Source organism: unidentified bacterial endosymbiont, from assembly GCF_918797525.1.
Lineage (GTDB): Bacteria > Pseudomonadota > Gammaproteobacteria > Enterobacterales > Enterobacteriaceae > Enterobacter.
The window spans coordinates 4,158,861-4,173,144 of record NZ_OU963893.1 but is presented as its reverse complement, the minus strand read 5'-3'; the positions used below and the strand labels follow the sequence as shown (position 1 = coordinate 4,173,144).

At 52.3% G+C, this 14,284-nt stretch carries 14 protein-coding genes, 3 tRNA genes and 1 pseudogene; 12 read left to right on the top strand and 6 right to left on the bottom strand.

Features of this window, described 5'->3' with window-relative positions:
- Positions 1–27: 27 nt before the first annotated feature.
- A complete protein-coding gene (gene fhuF / locus NL510_RS20005; protein WP_253379620.1) occupies positions 28–825 on the bottom strand; it encodes a siderophore-iron reductase FhuF in 798 nt (265 codons plus the stop codon).
- Between the two features lie 94 nt (positions 826–919).
- Positions 920–1,984 carry a GGDEF domain-containing protein gene (locus tag NL510_RS20000; protein WP_253379618.1) on the bottom strand — a complete coding sequence of 355 codons (1,065 nt, stop codon included), beginning with the start codon at positions 1,982–1,984 and terminating at the stop codon, positions 920–922.
- A gap of 214 nt (positions 1,985–2,198) precedes the next feature.
- Between NL510_RS20000 and NL510_RS19995 the strand changes: the two genes are divergently transcribed.
- Positions 2,199–2,468: a DUF1435 domain-containing protein gene (locus tag NL510_RS19995; protein WP_253385030.1), complete on the top strand. Its 270-nt coding sequence runs from the start codon at positions 2,199–2,201 to the stop codon at positions 2,466–2,468.
- Positions 2,469–2,509: 41 nt separating this feature from the next.
- Here NL510_RS19995 and NL510_RS19990 read toward each other — a convergent pair.
- The 4 genes from NL510_RS19990 to rsmC all read right to left on the bottom strand — a co-directional run bounded on the left by NL510_RS19990 (position 2,510) and on the right by rsmC (position 4,028).
- A tRNA-Leu gene (locus NL510_RS19990) sits at positions 2,510–2,595 on the bottom strand.
- A gap of 32 nt (positions 2,596–2,627) precedes the next feature.
- Positions 2,628–2,713: transfer RNA gene (locus NL510_RS19985), tRNA-Leu, on the bottom strand.
- 28 nt (positions 2,714–2,741) lie between these two features.
- Positions 2,742–2,827: transfer RNA gene (locus NL510_RS19980), tRNA-Leu, on the bottom strand.
- 172 nt (positions 2,828–2,999) lie between these two features.
- Positions 3,000–4,028: a 16S rRNA (guanine(1207)-N(2))-methyltransferase RsmC gene (gene rsmC, locus NL510_RS19975; RefSeq protein ID WP_253379616.1), complete on the bottom strand. Its 1,029-nt coding sequence runs from the start codon at positions 4,026–4,028 to the stop codon at positions 3,000–3,002.
- Positions 4,029–4,130: 102 nt separating this feature from the next.
- Here rsmC and NL510_RS19970 point away from each other — a divergent pair, with 102 nt between their 5' ends.
- The 11 genes and pseudogenes from NL510_RS19970 (at position 4,131) to deoA (ending at position 14,247) form a co-directional block, all read left to right on the top strand.
- Positions 4,131–4,544, top strand: a complete 414-nt coding sequence (locus NL510_RS19970) for a DNA polymerase III subunit psi (protein WP_253379614.1) — start codon at positions 4,131–4,133, stop codon at positions 4,542–4,544.
- A complete protein-coding gene (rimI, locus tag NL510_RS19965) occupies positions 4,513–4,956 on the top strand; it encodes a ribosomal protein S18-alanine N-acetyltransferase (protein ID WP_253379612.1) in 444 nt (147 codons plus the stop codon). Before NL510_RS19970 ends, rimI begins: the two co-directional genes overlap by 32 nt.
- Before the next feature lie 19 nt (positions 4,957–4,975).
- Complete coding sequence (gene yjjG, locus NL510_RS19960; protein ID WP_253379611.1) at positions 4,976–5,653, top strand: pyrimidine 5'-nucleotidase; 678 nt, start codon at positions 4,976–4,978, stop codon at positions 5,651–5,653.
- A gap of 91 nt (positions 5,654–5,744) precedes the next feature.
- Positions 5,745–7,334, top strand: coding sequence for a peptide chain release factor 3 (prfC, locus tag NL510_RS19955; RefSeq protein WP_253379610.1), 1,590 nt, complete (start codon positions 5,745–5,747; stop codon positions 7,332–7,334).
- A gap of 300 nt (positions 7,335–7,634) precedes the next feature.
- Positions 7,635–8,252: a molecular chaperone OsmY gene (gene osmY / locus NL510_RS19950; protein WP_253379609.1), complete on the top strand. Its 618-nt coding sequence runs from the start codon at positions 7,635–7,637 to the stop codon at positions 8,250–8,252.
- Between the two features lie 127 nt (positions 8,253–8,379).
- Entirely contained in the window at positions 8,380–8,541 is a 162-nt protein-coding gene (locus NL510_RS19945; protein WP_003856556.1) for a DUF1328 domain-containing protein, read from the top strand.
- Positions 8,542–8,663: 122 nt separating this feature from the next.
- Positions 8,664–9,711, top strand: a pseudogene (locus NL510_RS19940) (patatin-like phospholipase family protein).
- Positions 9,708–10,490 carry a TatD family hydrolase gene (locus NL510_RS19935; protein WP_253379608.1) on the top strand — a complete coding sequence of 261 codons (783 nt, stop codon included), beginning with the start codon at positions 9,708–9,710 and terminating at the stop codon, positions 10,488–10,490. The pseudogene NL510_RS19940 and the gene NL510_RS19935 overlap by 4 nt, the downstream one beginning before the upstream one ends.
- 221 nt (positions 10,491–10,711) lie before the next feature.
- Complete coding sequence (locus tag NL510_RS19930; RefSeq protein ID WP_253379606.1) at positions 10,712–11,509, top strand: hypothetical protein; 798 nt, start codon at positions 10,712–10,714, stop codon at positions 11,507–11,509.
- Between the two features lie 582 nt (positions 11,510–12,091).
- Positions 12,092–12,871, top strand: a complete 780-nt coding sequence (gene deoC, locus NL510_RS19925; protein WP_253379605.1) for a deoxyribose-phosphate aldolase — start codon at positions 12,092–12,094, stop codon at positions 12,869–12,871.
- Positions 12,872–12,924: 53 nt separating this feature from the next.
- The gene (gene deoA / locus NL510_RS19920) at positions 12,925–14,247 is read left to right on the top strand and encodes a thymidine phosphorylase (RefSeq protein ID WP_253379604.1); all 1,323 of its coding nucleotides are present in this window, start codon (positions 12,925–12,927) and stop codon (positions 14,245–14,247) included.
- The last annotated feature ends 37 nt before the right edge of the window (positions 14,248–14,284 follow it).

Genomic DNA, 14,284 nt, shown 5'->3' with positions numbered 1-14,284 from the left:
GGCGACCCAAGGTCGCCGTCTGTACTCTTAGCGCAACGACTTAAGCGTGCAATCCCCACACTGCTGAACGTCTGGCAGGCGATATCGCTGGCAGCAGGTGCGGCGAACCAGAAGTCCGTCACGAGGGACGACAGTGCGGAATAACGGGTTATCCCGGCCATCGGAAAGCTGTTTTGCAAAGAAGCAGGACTGGCGCAGGGCATCGACTTTCTCTTCATCCAGCAGCGGCTTCATCTCTGTTAGATACCAGTGGATGAGATACCCGGTATTGCTCCAGATAAGCTTGCCGTTAATTTCTCCCGTCTCTTCCAGGACATCAACTACCGGAATCAATGCGCGAGTCACAAGCCGTTCCATACGATCCTGAGCAGAAAGGTGACTTGCATTCTGGTCTTCATGAACGTCAACCCAGAAACAGGCGGCACGACCGGTTTCGTGAAACTCGACATGGAAATGATCCGGGGAGAGATCCAGCATTGCGTCCTGGGTTAACAACGCCAGCATAACGGGAGGCACCATCAACCCGATATACCATTGCGCCCAAAGTGACAGCAGGGGTTTATCTTCCCGCGCCTGAGTCGGTTGGTTACGGTAGATATGGTCGGAATAGGCGGCCAAAAGCGACTGACGCTCCGCAGGGCGCTTCCACTGGGCAAGCGTCATGGCAGCGTGCGGGTGGGCTTCATCAAGCTTGATAAATTCCAGCAGATGAGCGCGGGTTTCAGCGATTTTATCCCGAATGGCCTCTGCAAGCGTCATGCTCCCCGTGGAGAGACGGGCTCGCCAGATAAGGGGGTCAGCGGCTTGTAGAGTGCGAGTGGCCATAGTATGGATAGAAATCTAAATGATAATGATTGCCAATCCTAACTATTGCTCAAACCGATAGCAAGCCTTTTGTCCCAGGGTCAGGACGGCGCCCTCACGCCGTCTGCAACTCTTCGCTGAGGAGAATATTATTACGGCCCATATGCTTCGCTTCATACAGCGCTTTATCCGCTTTTTGCAGTGCGCCTTCGACATCTTCATCGGCGAAAATGGCAATGCCAATACTGATCGTAACGTTGGTGGCGACACGTGCATTAAACATATGCGGGATTTTCAAATCATATACTTTTTGGCGGATCTGCTCTGCCGTCTGGCGGGCATGTTCGAGGGAAATGTTGGTCAACAGCACCATAAATTCCTCTCCGCCAAAGCGAGCGACGATATCGCGTGAGCGTACCGCATCGCGGATCGCCGCTGAGACGCGAATTAACGCCTGGTCGCCCATCATGTGCCCGTAGTGATCGTTATAGGCTTTGAAGTGGTCGATATCGAGCAGCATCACAAAGTGTTCGCCTTTATCCCCTGTCGGCAGGTTTTCGAGACGGCTTTGCAGGCCGCGGCGGTTATACAGGCCGGTAAGTGGGTCCATCATGCTTAGATCGGTAAGCGTTTCGCGTTCTTCCAGTAGCCTCGACAGCAGCGCCTGCGCGAAACGATCGTTACGTCGTTGTAGAACGTTATGAATGCCGATCGCCACGACAGGAAGCGCGAAGAAATAAACCATTGTTAACCCGCTGTCAGAGGTGCTCAGCCACAGGCAGACAATAAACGAAGGTAATGAATGCAGGGTAAAGGCTCTGATATTGCTGGCGAATGCCAGCGAACCGATAAACAGCACCGTGAGCAGCGCCATAATTAAATAAGTGGCGTAATCCTGGGTGATTAACGAAAATTTTGAGGCAATTTGCCATGCCCACAGGCAGCCAAAGACGGCTGAAACTAAAGGGACATTAACTTTACGGGTGCCGTTCTTGCCATGCCAGATGAGCAAGCCCGCGCTTATCGTAAACACGGCAATCATTGGAACAGACCACACGCGCACCGAATAGAGCGGGTTTGTTGCCGAGAACAGCGCTGATAATGCGTTCAGAAAGAGGAATAAACGTAAAGATAACTGATATTTACTATTAACCAAAGACCGCCAGGATTGTGATGTCATATTCGTGCGTTTTTAATATTATTAATTAAAACAAATAAATAGTTGTTGTCTGGGAATTGTGCATGCAAAGAAATAGAATTATTATTATCAGAAAAACTGTATAGGAAGTTAACAGGTGGGCAATTTATCACCTTACCCATTTCCTGTCATTACAGGAAAGGTAAAGGCCGGCGGATTTTGATTATCCATGCTGACAAATGATAATTATTATCATATGATATTGGTTATCATTATCGGTGTGAGAGGTCGAAACATGTTGAACAGGGCGCTGGGAAGTGGTTGGGGAGTCTTGCTGCCAGGGGCAATCCTTGGCGGTCTGATGTTTGCCGATCTCTCAATCGATATCTGGAAAGCCATCATCGTATCAGGGCTATTGGCAACGTCTGCCATGATCTGGCATAAGCAGTTACGCCACTTTGTGCTGCTGCCATCGTGCGTTGCGCTGGTCAGTGCCATTCTGGTTATACTGATGAGTTTGAAATAACAGGGAAAACCAGAGGTACAGTAGAAGGGATGTAAGATAATTGGTGCGAGGGGGGGGACTCGAACCCCCACATCCTAAGGACACTAACACCTGAAGCTAGCGCGTCTACCAATTCCGCCACCTTCGCACAGTCATCTTACTTTTTTGATATCGCCTCGTTGGTGCGAGGGGGGGGACTCGAACCCCCACATCCTAAGGACACTAACACCTGAAGCTAGCGCGTCTACCAATTCCGCCACCTTCGCCCAGTGCGAGCAATATCAACGTGATTTATGGTGCGAGGGGGGGGACTCGAACCCCCACATCCAAAGGACACTAACACCTGAAGCTAGCGCGTCTACCAATTCCGCCACCTTCGCATACCATCGATACTGTAAAAGTATCGTCACCACGGAGGCGCATTCTAGATGTTTTCAGCTTTACGTCAACTGAAAAGTGCGCGCCATTTATTATTTGCTGTAAAAATGGTCGGAACAGAGGCGCCTGTTTGCCGGATAGCGCAAGCATCATCCGGCAACCAAACAGGGCGTATTATCGCTTTGCCTGACGCGTCATCACGGTACGGTAGACCTTAAAACGGCCGGTTTGGGCAATGACTTCATGGAAACCAAAGGTTTCATCCAGCACTTTCGGGTAGGCCAGGAAAGCGTTGGCGACGATACGCAGTTCACCGCCACTGTTAAGATGGCGTACTGCGCCACGGATTAGCGTTTGCGCCGCCTCAAGGCTGGTCTCCATGCCGTCATGGAAGGGCGGGTTAGAGATTATCATATCAAAGCGACCCGTTACGTCAGAGAAGACGTTGCTGGCAACCACTTCACCTTCAAAACCGTTTGCCGCAAGCGTTGCACGGCTGGCTTCTACCGCTGGTGCGCTGACATCACACAGCGTTAAACGCACTTTGGGTGAATGGCTGGCAAGCACCGTCGCCAGTACGCCCGCCCCACAGCCCACGTCCAGCACCTTGCCTTTAGTATGTGGCGTCAGGGTGGAGAGCAGCAGTTTACTGCCGACATCCAGATAGTCGCGGCTGAACACGCCCGGCAGGGTCTTGATGGTTAAATCGTCGAGCAGATACTCGCCCCAGAATTTCTCTGCATCGAAGACAGGCTGCTTTTCCAGACGACCATAATACAGGCCGCAGCGACGAGCGCTGTCGACTTTGTTCAGCGGGGCATACTCTTCCAGCATCTGCTCTGCGCTCCGCACGCCGCTACGGTTTTCACCGACCACGAAGATATCGCAACCCACCGGCAGCAGGGAGAGCAGATTCATTAGCTGGAACTGGGCTTCCGGTTTGTTCTTCGGCCAGTAGTAGATCAGTGTGTCGCAATCGGCAATGTCGCTCTGCTCCGCCACCAGGCTAAAGCGTGCGCGTTCACCCATCTGGCGGCTCAGCGCCTGCCAGTGGTGATAATATTGGGTATGGGCACGGCTTTCAGCACAGTCGAAACGCGCTGGCAGGTCATCCTGCATATCTCCGGCAAACAGAATACGGCTTTGTTCGAAATCATCACTGTGGCGCAGCAAGACTTCACTTGCCGGGGTAAATGCAGACATGAATTGTTCCTCAATAAACTCAGGCGGGGATTATAGTAGGTAGATGGCGCACTTTCGACACATTTGCTATATTTGCGCGCCTGAGAGACAGGAGTTTTCGCTATGACATCCCGACGAGACTGGCAGTTGCAGCAACTGGGCATCACCCAGTGGGCCTTGCGTCGCCCGACGGCATTGCAGGGCGAAATCGCTATTTCCCTTCCGGCGCATGTGCGGCTGGTGATGGTGGCGGAAGAACTGCCTGCCCTGAATGAACCCTTCATTGGTGATATCCTTCGTAGCCTGAAGCTCACCACCGAACAGGTTATTCAACTGACGCCAGAACGGGTCGCGATGCTTCCTCCTGACAGCCGCTGTAATAGCTGGCGACTGGGAGAGACAGAGGCTATCTCCCTGCAGGGGAGCCAGCTCTGCTCGCCAGCGCTTGAAGAGCTGAAGGCCAACCCACAAGCGCGTAGCGCGTTATGGCAACAAATTTGCGAATATGAACACGATTTCTTCCCTCACGACGCCTGACCTGGCAACAGCGTTCGCGATTGAAACACGCGCTCATGCGTTTCCATGGAGCGAAAAAACCTTCGCCAGCAACCAGGGTGAACGGTATCTGAACCTTCGTCTGGACGTTGACGGCAACATGGCCGCGTTTGCGATTACGCAGGTCGTCCTTGATGAAGCGACGCTGTTTAACATTGCTGTCGACCCCGCGTTTCAACGCCGTGGGCTGGGAAGGGCACTGCTCGGGCACCTCATTCGTGAGCTCGAAACCCGTGACGTTTTCACCCTGTGGCTGGAGGTGCGCGCATCGAACGTCGCCGCCATCGCGCTCTATGAAAGCTTAGGCTTTAACGAGGCGACAATCCGCCGCAACTACTACCCTGGCGCCGAGGGACGTGAAGACGCCATCATTATGGCTCTGCCGATTGGATAACAAAAATAAGGTTGTAACGATGAAGTGGGACTGGATTTTCTTTGATGCCGACGAAACGCTGTTTACGTTTGACGCGTTCGGTGGCCTGCAGCGGATGTTTATGGATTATAGCGTGACCTTCACCGCTGAAGATTTTCAGGACTATCAGGCGGTGAACAAACCGCTGTGGGTGGATTACCAGAACGGGGCCATCACCGCGTTACAACTTCAGCACCAGCGTTTTGACGTATGGGCGGAACGCTTAAACGTCAGCCCCGGTCTGCTGAACGACGCGTTTCTGAACGCAATGGCCGCTATTTGTGTCCCCCTGCCAGGGGCAGTTTCTCTGCTGGATTCGCTGAAAGGTAAGGCGAAACTTGGCATCATTACCAACGGTTTTACCGCGTTGCAGCAGATCCGTCTTGAGCGAACCGGCCTGCGCGATCATTTCGACGCGCTGGTGATTTCTGAAGAGGTAGGGGTCCCTAAACCGGATCCGCGTATTTTCGATTATGCGCTGGCGAAAGCCGGTAATCCTGACCGCGATCGCGTGCTGATGGTAGGCGATACCGCAGAGTCAGATATTTTGGGCGGCATCAGGTCTGGGCTATCAACCGTCTGGCTAAATGCGCATGGTCGCGTACAGCCTGACGGTATTGCGCCGACCTGGACCGTCACGTCATTGAACGAACTGGAGCAGCTCCTGTGTAAACAATGATTGCCTGCCCCCTGTTGATGGGTAAAATAGCCGCAATTTCGTATTCCATGATGCGTGGCGTACTGCTACGCTTATAAAAGAAGATTCAATTATGACGTTGTCTCCTTATTTGCAGGAGGTGGCCAAGCGCCGCACTTTTGCCATTATTTCGCACCCGGATGCCGGTAAAACGACCATCACCGAGAAGGTGTTGCTGTTCGGACAGGCGATCCAGACCGCTGGCACCGTAAAAGGCCGTGGCTCCAGCCAGCATGCAAAATCTGACTGGATGGAGATGGAAAAGCAGCGTGGTATTTCGATTACCACCTCCGTGATGCAGTTCCCGTATCACGACTGCCTGGTGAACCTGCTGGATACCCCGGGCCACGAAGACTTTTCCGAAGATACCTACCGCACGCTGACCGCGGTCGACTGTTGTCTGATGGTGATCGACGCCGCAAAAGGTGTCGAAGATCGTACCCGTAAGCTGATGGAAGTTACCCGTCTGCGCGATACGCCGATCCTCACTTTCATGAACAAACTTGACCGCGACATCCGCGATCCGATGGAAGTGATGGATGAAGTCGAAAGCGAGCTGAAAATTGCCTGTGCGCCCATTACCTGGCCAATCGGCTGCGGCAAGCTTTTTAAGGGCGTTTACCATCTTTATAAAGATGAGACGTACCTGTATCAGACCGGTAAAGGGCACACCATTCAGGAGGTGCGCGTTGTTAAAGGGCTGGACAACCCTGAGCTTGACGTCGCGGTAGGTGAAGAGCTGGCGGCGCAGCTGCGTGACGAGCTGGAGCTGGTACAGGGCGCGTCCCACGAGTTCGACAAAGCGCTGTTCCTGGCGGGTGAAATTACCCCGGTCTTCTTCGGTACCGCGCTGGGCAACTTCGGCGTTGACCATATGCTTGACGGTCTGGTGGAGTGGGCGCCGCGTCCAATGCCGCGTAAAACGGATACCCGTGTGGTTGAAGCGCAGGAAGAGAAATTTACCGGCTTCGTCTTCAAAATTCAGGCCAATATGGACCCGAAACACCGTGACCGCGTGGCCTTTATGCGCGTCGTCTCCGGTAAATATGAAAAGGGTATGAAGCTGCGCCAGGTGCGTATCGGAAAAGACGTGGTTATCTCCGACGCCCTGACCTTCATGGCGGGTGACCGTTCGCACGTTGAAGAAGCGTACCCGGGGGATATCATTGGTCTGCACAACCACGGTACTATCCAGATTGGCGATACCTTCACCCAGGGCGAGATGATGAAGTTCACCGGCATTCCGAACTTCGCCCCGGAACTGTTCCGCCGTATTCGCCTGCGCGATCCGCTGAAGCAGAAACAGCTGCTCAAGGGCCTGGTCCAGCTTTCCGAAGAGGGGGCCGTCCAGGTCTTCCGCCCAATCGCGAATAACGATCTTATCGTGGGGGCGGTCGGTGTGCTGCAGTTTGATGTGGTCGTTGCGCGATTAAAAAGCGAGTACAACGTGGAAGCGATTTACGAATCCGTAAACGTGGCCACTGCGCGCTGGGTTGAGTGTTCTGACGTGAAGAAATTTGAAGAATTTAAGCGTAAGAATGAAATACAGCTGGCGCTGGATGGCGGGGATAACCTGACCTTTATTGCCCCAACTATGGTTAACCTCAACCTGACGCAAGAACGTTATCCTGACGTTCAGTTCCGCAAAACGCGCGAACACTAATCGTCTCTCAGAGCACGGCAGCGCCGTGCTCTTCTTTTATTCCTGTCTTATTAATCCCTTGCGGAATGTTCTTAAATCACCGCATTTTCACGTTGTTTGCACGTTTTTTATTCGATTATCAACGCGATGTTGTGAGAGTGATCTATATTTAACTCAGTGTTTAACACCGGGCGTGGATGAATTAACTGTTCAATGCATGTCCATGAGTTCTCAATAACGCTCTGGTGTTTATTCGCAAAATATAAAACTCATAAAGGAAGTTTGTCGCCCGAATGACGGGCAATACACAGGAATACAGCGATGAATATGACAAAACTGAAGATTTCTAAAACTCTGCTGGCTGTGACATTAGGTAGCGTTCTGGTAAGCGGTTCTGCGTTCGCGGAAACCACTGCTACGGAAAAAGCGCACTCTACCGCCGACACCGCAGGTGAAAAAATCGATAGCTCTATGAATAAAGTCGGGAATTTCATGGATGACAGTTCAATCACAGCTAAAGTGAAAGCGGCGCTGGTGGATCATGACTCCATCAAAAGCACCGACATATCCGTTAAAACCGACCATAAAGTTGTCACACTAAGCGGCTTCGTTGAGAGCCAGGCCCAGGCCGAGCAGGCTGTCACTGTAGCGAAAGGCGTGGAAGGCGTGACGTCCGTGAGCGACAAACTGCACGTACGTGACAGCAAAGACTCTTCCGTGAAAGGCTATGCCGGGGATGCGGCAACCACCAGCGAAATCAAAGCTAAACTGTTAGCGGATGACATCGTGCCATCCCGTATGGTGAAAGTCGAAACCACCGATGGCGTGGTTCAGCTTTCCGGTACGGTAGAGTCTCAGGCGCAGGTTGAACGTGCTGAAACTATCGCCAAGGCGATTGATGGCGTGAAAAGCGTCAAGAACGATCTGAAAACGAAGTAAATCCATGAAAGTCGCCCGTCTGTCTGAGGCTGGCGGGCGAAATAAGAACGACACTGGAAGAACGCCGGTGAGTGAGATGAGCACTCATATTTAGCGGCCGACATTAACTATGGTAAAGGAGAGGCTTATGTTTCGTTGGGGCATTATATTTCTGGTTATCGCGTTAATTGCCGCCGCATTGGGCTTTGGTGGGTTAGCGGGTACAGCGGCATGGGCAGCAAAAATTGTCTTCGTCGTCGGTATTATCCTGTTCCTGGTGAGCCTGTTTACGGGCCGACGTCGCCCGTAGCAAATCGCAATATTATGTCAACAAAACAAAGCCAGTCCCCAGACTGGCTTTTTCTTGTTTGAGTCTCAGGCAGGGAGTGCGTTACTGTGTCAGAACCAACAGGTGAAAACAGGACAGAAGAGGTGGGGCAGCGAATTCCCGTAACGCTCGGCAACATAGCGCCACTGGCGTTAAAGCCGTTTCGCGCAGGTAAGCTTGCGCTGGTATGCGAAGGCGGCGGACAGCGCGGTATTTTTACGGCCGGAGTACTGGACGAGTTTATGCGTGCGCAATTCAACCCTTTTGACCTGTTCTTTGGCACCTCTGCCGGGGCGCAGAACATTTCCGCCTACGTGTGCAACCAGCCCGGTTATGCGCGCAAGGTGATCATGCGCTACACCACGTCGAAGGAATTTTTTAATCCGATGCGCTTCGTGCGCGGCGGAAACTTGATCGATCTTGACTGGCTACTGGATTCAACCGCCAGCCAGATGCCGCTGGCAATGGATACCGCGGCGCGCCTGTTTGATACCGGCAAAGAGTTCTGGATGTGTGCCAGCCGGGGCGATGACTACTCACCGGGCTATTTTTCGCCGCAGAAGGAGAACTGGCTGGACATCATTCGCGCCTCCAGTGCCATACCGGGTTTCTATCGTTCGGGCGCACTGCTGGACGGCATCAGCTATCTGGACGGCGGCATCAGCGATGCCGTTCCGGTACAGGAAGCGGCGGGGGGCAAAAACCATGGTGGTCATCCGCACCGTACCCTCGCAAATGTACTACACCCCGCAGTGGTTTAAACGCATGGAGCGCTGGCTGGGTGACAGTAGCCTGCAGTCGCTGGTCAACATTGCGAAGCAGCATGAGAGCACCTACGGGGCGATGCAGCGTTTTATTGAAAAACCGCCGGGTAAACTGCGTATCTTCGAGATTTATCCGCCGAAACCGTTGAAGAGTATGGCGCTGGGCAGCCGTTTACCGGCATTGCGTATGGATTACAAAACCGGACGGCTGTGCGGGCGTTACTTCCTGGCGACCGTGGGAAAAATGCTGGCGGAACAGCCGCCTCTCTATCGACATCAGCGGATTATCACTCCGCCTGCTATCGTGGCTAACGACGCGCTGGCGATGCCGCTGGTGGATGCGCCGCAGGCTAACGATGTGCCACTGGACAATGAGGATCTGGCGTGACGCTTCGCTTTATCGATACCCATTGCCACTTCGATTTTCCGCCGTTTACGGGTGATGAAGTGCAAAGTCTAGAGCGCGCCGGGCAAAAAGGCGTACAGGCGATTATTGTCCCCTCGACGGAAGCCGCCTGTTTCGGGCGGGTGCGCGAACTGGCCCGGCACCACAATGCGCTGTATGCCGCGTTGGGCTTGCATCCTATCGTTATTGAGCGCCATCGCGATGACGATATTGACCGGCTGGAGGCTCACTTACATCCGGCCGACAGAAAGCTGGTTGCCATCGGTGAGATCGGCCTCGATCTTTATCGTGAAAATCCCCAATTTGAACGCCAGCAGACGATCCTTGATGCCCAGCTTCGGCTGGCAAAGCGTTACGATCTGCCGGTGATCCTCCATTCCCGACGCACCCATGACAAACTGGCCATGCACCTGAAACGTATCGATCTGCCACGCCGGGGCGTCGTGCACGGTTTCTCCGGTAGCCTTCAGCAGGCGCAGCGTTTTATTGCACTGGGCTATAAAATTGGCGTCGGCGGGACCATTACCTACCCGCGCGCCAGCAAAACCCGCGATGTTATGGCGCGTCTGCCGCTCGACGCGCTGTTGCTGGAAACGGATGCTCCCGATATGCCGCTCAACGGTTTTCAGGGTCAGCCCAACCGACCGGAGCAGGTGGCAGGCGTATTTGCAACATTGTGCGAACTGCGCGGGGAGCCGGAAGAGGTGATTGCGGATGCGCTGCTGGAAAATACACGCTCCCTCTTTGGCATTAGGCTTTAGATAAAGCGCCAGGATGCCGCCTCACCACCTGCCGGCGGCAGCACGTTGCCACTTACCGGCATCCGGTTACAGTTGTTCTCAGGTATGCAGGCTTCAGGTTATAAATAAAAACATAACCATTAAAAAGTGATTAGATTAATAATGGAAAACCCTGGTAGTCCCTGGCGAGAGAAAATGTCATTATGTACCATGAGGTTTTTGTTTATATCTAAGGAAACATTATGAAAGTTAATCCAGTTGGTTCAATATCAGGCCACAAATTTTATAATAATAATACAGATAAGATAAATATCATCAATAATAACTTATTGATGATAGAAAATGAACTTTACCGTACAACTGAGCCTGATAATAAAAGAAAGCGTGAGATTAATGATTTAATATTTGGTTTTATCAACAAGATAGAACGTGAACTGAAAGCGGACTATGGGTTGCCAAACAAAATAAAGAAAGAGCTACAGGTATTAAATATAAAGTTTGGCATGGCTGCGATGAAAAGCGGAGACACTGACTGGGAGAGTTTTAATTTATCAAGCGAAGTACATGATAATAATGAACTGTTTGTAAGTCAAAATTATTTTGCTCTGTCCCTTGACGAGCTACAGACGCAAGGGATAACTGCAGAAAAAAGAACGTTTGCATGGAACTGTTGTCAATATAATTTTGCGCATGCGCTTATTTATAGCGAGATATCAGCTCCTGCGGATAAAATGCAGGAAGCGTTTGCAACTCATTTTGAACAGTACAAAAAACAGGGGGCTTCGGAAAGCATCGCGGTAGCCGCAGCAAATGCCAAAATTGCAGAAAAATTGTGTAGAAACAGTTTTGATACTGAAAAAGAAGCACTAAGTGACCCATTATTTATTGCCAGTAGAAAACTTAATCGATTTTATGATGATTATATAAAATGTGAAAAACCTGAAAAGGACGCAGACCTCAGATTAGAGGGAGAAATTTTGTCTAAACATATGTCAGTGTTCATCCCGACAGAAGTTAAGGTGATATTAAATATTAGCTAACAAACTTAACGGCTGCCTACTGAAAACGGTGGATTAGCGCTCCTGGCGTCAAGTCATTGAAAATCGTCGAATTGTGCATCTTGTAGACGCGCATGAATCAAAAACAGTTTAAGAATTGTAGCTTAAGCCAACTAAAAGATGGTGCTTTTAACATTTGTTAGGCTTTGTTGAAATAAAAAGGCAGGCTGAAGTCGCTACAAATGCCTGCCAGCAAGTACAGTGAACCCTTGCTAACTCCCAAAACCCCCTTTTGTGAAAATTTTATCATTCATCGGACCATGGGCAATATACAGTTTACTGTGTCGGGCTGCATACGCTCACGGTCGCGTCAGAAACGTTTTCTCGGTTGTCCATCTCCCCTTATGTTAGAATTATAACATGCTATACCACACCGCGCTGGCCCAGAAAGTTGTGTAAAGATGTGACGAAAAAAAAGATGATTCTGATCTCACTACGGTAATGCAAATTTGTATGTAGATTTGATTAACTGTGATGAATATCGAAGTGTGAGCGCGGGTGAATGTTAAAATACTCACAGACCCGCAAGGTAAACTATATACGGCACTGCCGTTGGAGAATGTTATGACCGATTTAACTGTAAGCAGCCTGCGCGCGTTGAAACTGATGGACCTGACCACCCTGAATGATGACGACACTAATGAGAAAGTCATCGCCCTGTGCCATCAGGCGAAAACGCCAGCAGGTAACACCGCCGCCATCTGTATCTACCCGCGTTTCATCCCGATTGCGCGGAAAACGCTGAACGTGCAGGGCACCCCGGACGTGCGTATTGCTACCGTCACTAACTTCCCGCACGGCAACGACGATATCGACATTGCGCTGGCCGAAACCCGCGCGGCGATTGCCTACGGCGCAGACGAAGTTGACGTGGTGTTCCCGTACCGCGCGCTGATCGCCGGTAACGAGCAGGTGGGGTTTGATCTGGTGAAAGCCTGTAAAGACGCCTGTGCCGCGGCAAATGTGTTGCTTAAAGTGATCATCGAAACCGGTGAACTGAAAGAAGAGCGTCTTATTCGTAAAGCGTCTGAAATTTCCATCAACGCGGGGGCGGATTTCATCAAAACCTCAACCGGTAAAGTGCCGGTTAACGCCACCCCGGAAAGCGCACGCATCATGATGGAAGTGATCCGTGATATGGGTGTGTCCACAACCGTTGGTTTCAAACCTGCGGGCGGCGTGCGTACCGCCGAAGACGCGCAGCAATTCCTGGCGATTGCCGACGAGCTGTTCGGCGCAGACTGGGCCGATGCTCGTCACTACCGCTTCGGCGCCTCCAGCCTGCTGGCAAGCCTGCTCAAAGCGCTGGGCCACGGCGACGGCAAGAGCGCAAGCAGCTACTAAGATTTGAATTGCCGGGGGGCGCGACGCTCACCCGGCCTACTTCGGAGGTTACCGTGTTTCTCGCACAAGAAATTATTCGTAAAAAACGTGATGGTCATGCATTAAGTGACGAAGAAATCCGCTTTTTTATCAACGGCATTCGTGACAACACCATCTCAGAAGGGCAGATTGCTGCGCTGGCGATGACCATTTTCTTTCACGATATGGCGATGCCTGAGCGTGTTTCGCTGACCATGGCGATGCGAGATTCAGGAACCGTTCTGGACTGGAAGAGCCTCAACCTTAATGGCCCGATTGTCGATAAACACTCAACCGGTGGTGTGGGCGATGTCACCTCCCTGATGCTTGGCCCGATGGTCGCGGCCTGCGGCGGGTACATTCCGATGATTTCCGGGCGCGGCCTGGGGCACACGGGCGGTACGCTCGACAAACTGGAAGCCATTCCGGGCTTTGATATCTTCCCGGATGACACCCGCTTTCGCGACATTATTAAAGACGTTGGTGTGGCGATTATCGGCCAGACCAGCTCACTTGCTCCGGCAGATAAGCGTTTCTACGCGACGCGTGATATTACCGCGACCGTTGACTCCATCCCGCTGATCACCGCCTCGATCCTTGCCAAAAAACTGGCCGAAGGTCTGGATGCGCTGGTCATGGACGTAAAGGTGGGCAGCGGCGCGTTTATGCCTACCTATGCGCTTTCTGCTGCGCTTGCCGAAGCGATCGTTGGCGTCTCCAACGGCGCCGGTGTGCGCACGACCGCACTGTTGACCGACATGAACCAGGTGCTGGCATCCAGTGCCGGTAACGCTGTTGAAGTGCGTGAAGCTGTCCAGTTCCTTACCGGCGAATATCGCAATCCATGCCTGTTCGATGTGACCATGGCGCTGTGCGTTGAAATGCTGATCTCCGGCTCGCTTGCCAAAGACGACGCCGAAGCCCGCGTGAAACTGCAGGCGGTGCTGGACAACGGTAAAGCGGCGGAGATTTTTGGTCGTATGGTGGCGGCGCAGAAAGGCCCGACCGACTTCGTGGAAAAGTACGCCAGATACCTGCCAACCGCGATGCTCAGCAAAGCGGTCTACGCGGATAGCGAAGGTTTTGTCTCCGCAATGGATACCCGTGCGCTCGGCATGGCGGTGGTCTCAATGGGCGGCGGTCGTCGTCAGGCGTCCGACACCATTGATTACAGCGTCGGTTTTACCGATATGGCCCGTCTGGGCGACAGCGTTGACGGCCAACGTCCGCTGGCGGTGATCCACGCCAAAGACGAAGCCAGCTGGCAGGACGCGGCAAAAGCGGTGAAAGCGGCAATTACGCTTGACGATACAGCACCGCAAACCACACCTACTGTCTATCGTCGTATCACTGAATAGCGGTATACTGATCTGATCGCATTTTTATGAAGCACTA

Bases quoted from the DNA above. Each gene is read 5' to 3' on its own strand.
- NL510_RS20000 (WP_253379618.1), bottom strand. From the start codon at position 1,984: ATGACATCACAATCCTGGCGGTCTTTGGTTAATAGTAAATATCAGTTA.
- rsmC (WP_253379616.1), bottom strand. From the start codon at position 4,028: ATGTCTGCATTTACCCCGGCAAGTGAAGTCTTGCTGCGCCACAGTGAT.
- NL510_RS19995 (WP_253385030.1), top strand. From the start codon at position 2,199: ATGATATTGGTTATCATTATCGGTGTGAGAGGTCGAAACATGTTGAAC.
- deoC (WP_253379605.1), top strand. From the start codon at position 12,092: ATGACCGATTTAACTGTAAGCAGCCTGCGCGCGTTGAAACTGATGGAC.
- yjjG (WP_253379611.1), top strand. From the start codon at position 4,976: ATGAAGTGGGACTGGATTTTCTTTGATGCCGACGAAACGCTGTTTACG.
- osmY (WP_253379609.1), top strand. From the start codon at position 7,635: ATGAATATGACAAAACTGAAGATTTCTAAAACTCTGCTGGCTGTGACA.
- NL510_RS19970 (WP_253379614.1), top strand. From the start codon at position 4,131: ATGACATCCCGACGAGACTGGCAGTTGCAGCAACTGGGCATCACCCAG.
- rimI (WP_253379612.1), top strand. From the start codon at position 4,513: ATGAACACGATTTCTTCCCTCACGACGCCTGACCTGGCAACAGCGTTC.
- NL510_RS19945 (WP_003856556.1), top strand. From the start codon at position 8,380: ATGTTTCGTTGGGGCATTATATTTCTGGTTATCGCGTTAATTGCCGCC.
- NL510_RS19930 (WP_253379606.1), top strand. From the start codon at position 10,712: ATGAAAGTTAATCCAGTTGGTTCAATATCAGGCCACAAATTTTATAAT.
- prfC (WP_253379610.1), top strand. From the start codon at position 5,745: ATGACGTTGTCTCCTTATTTGCAGGAGGTGGCCAAGCGCCGCACTTTT.
- fhuF (WP_253379620.1), bottom strand. From the start codon at position 825: ATGGCCACTCGCACTCTACAAGCCGCTGACCCCCTTATCTGGCGAGCC.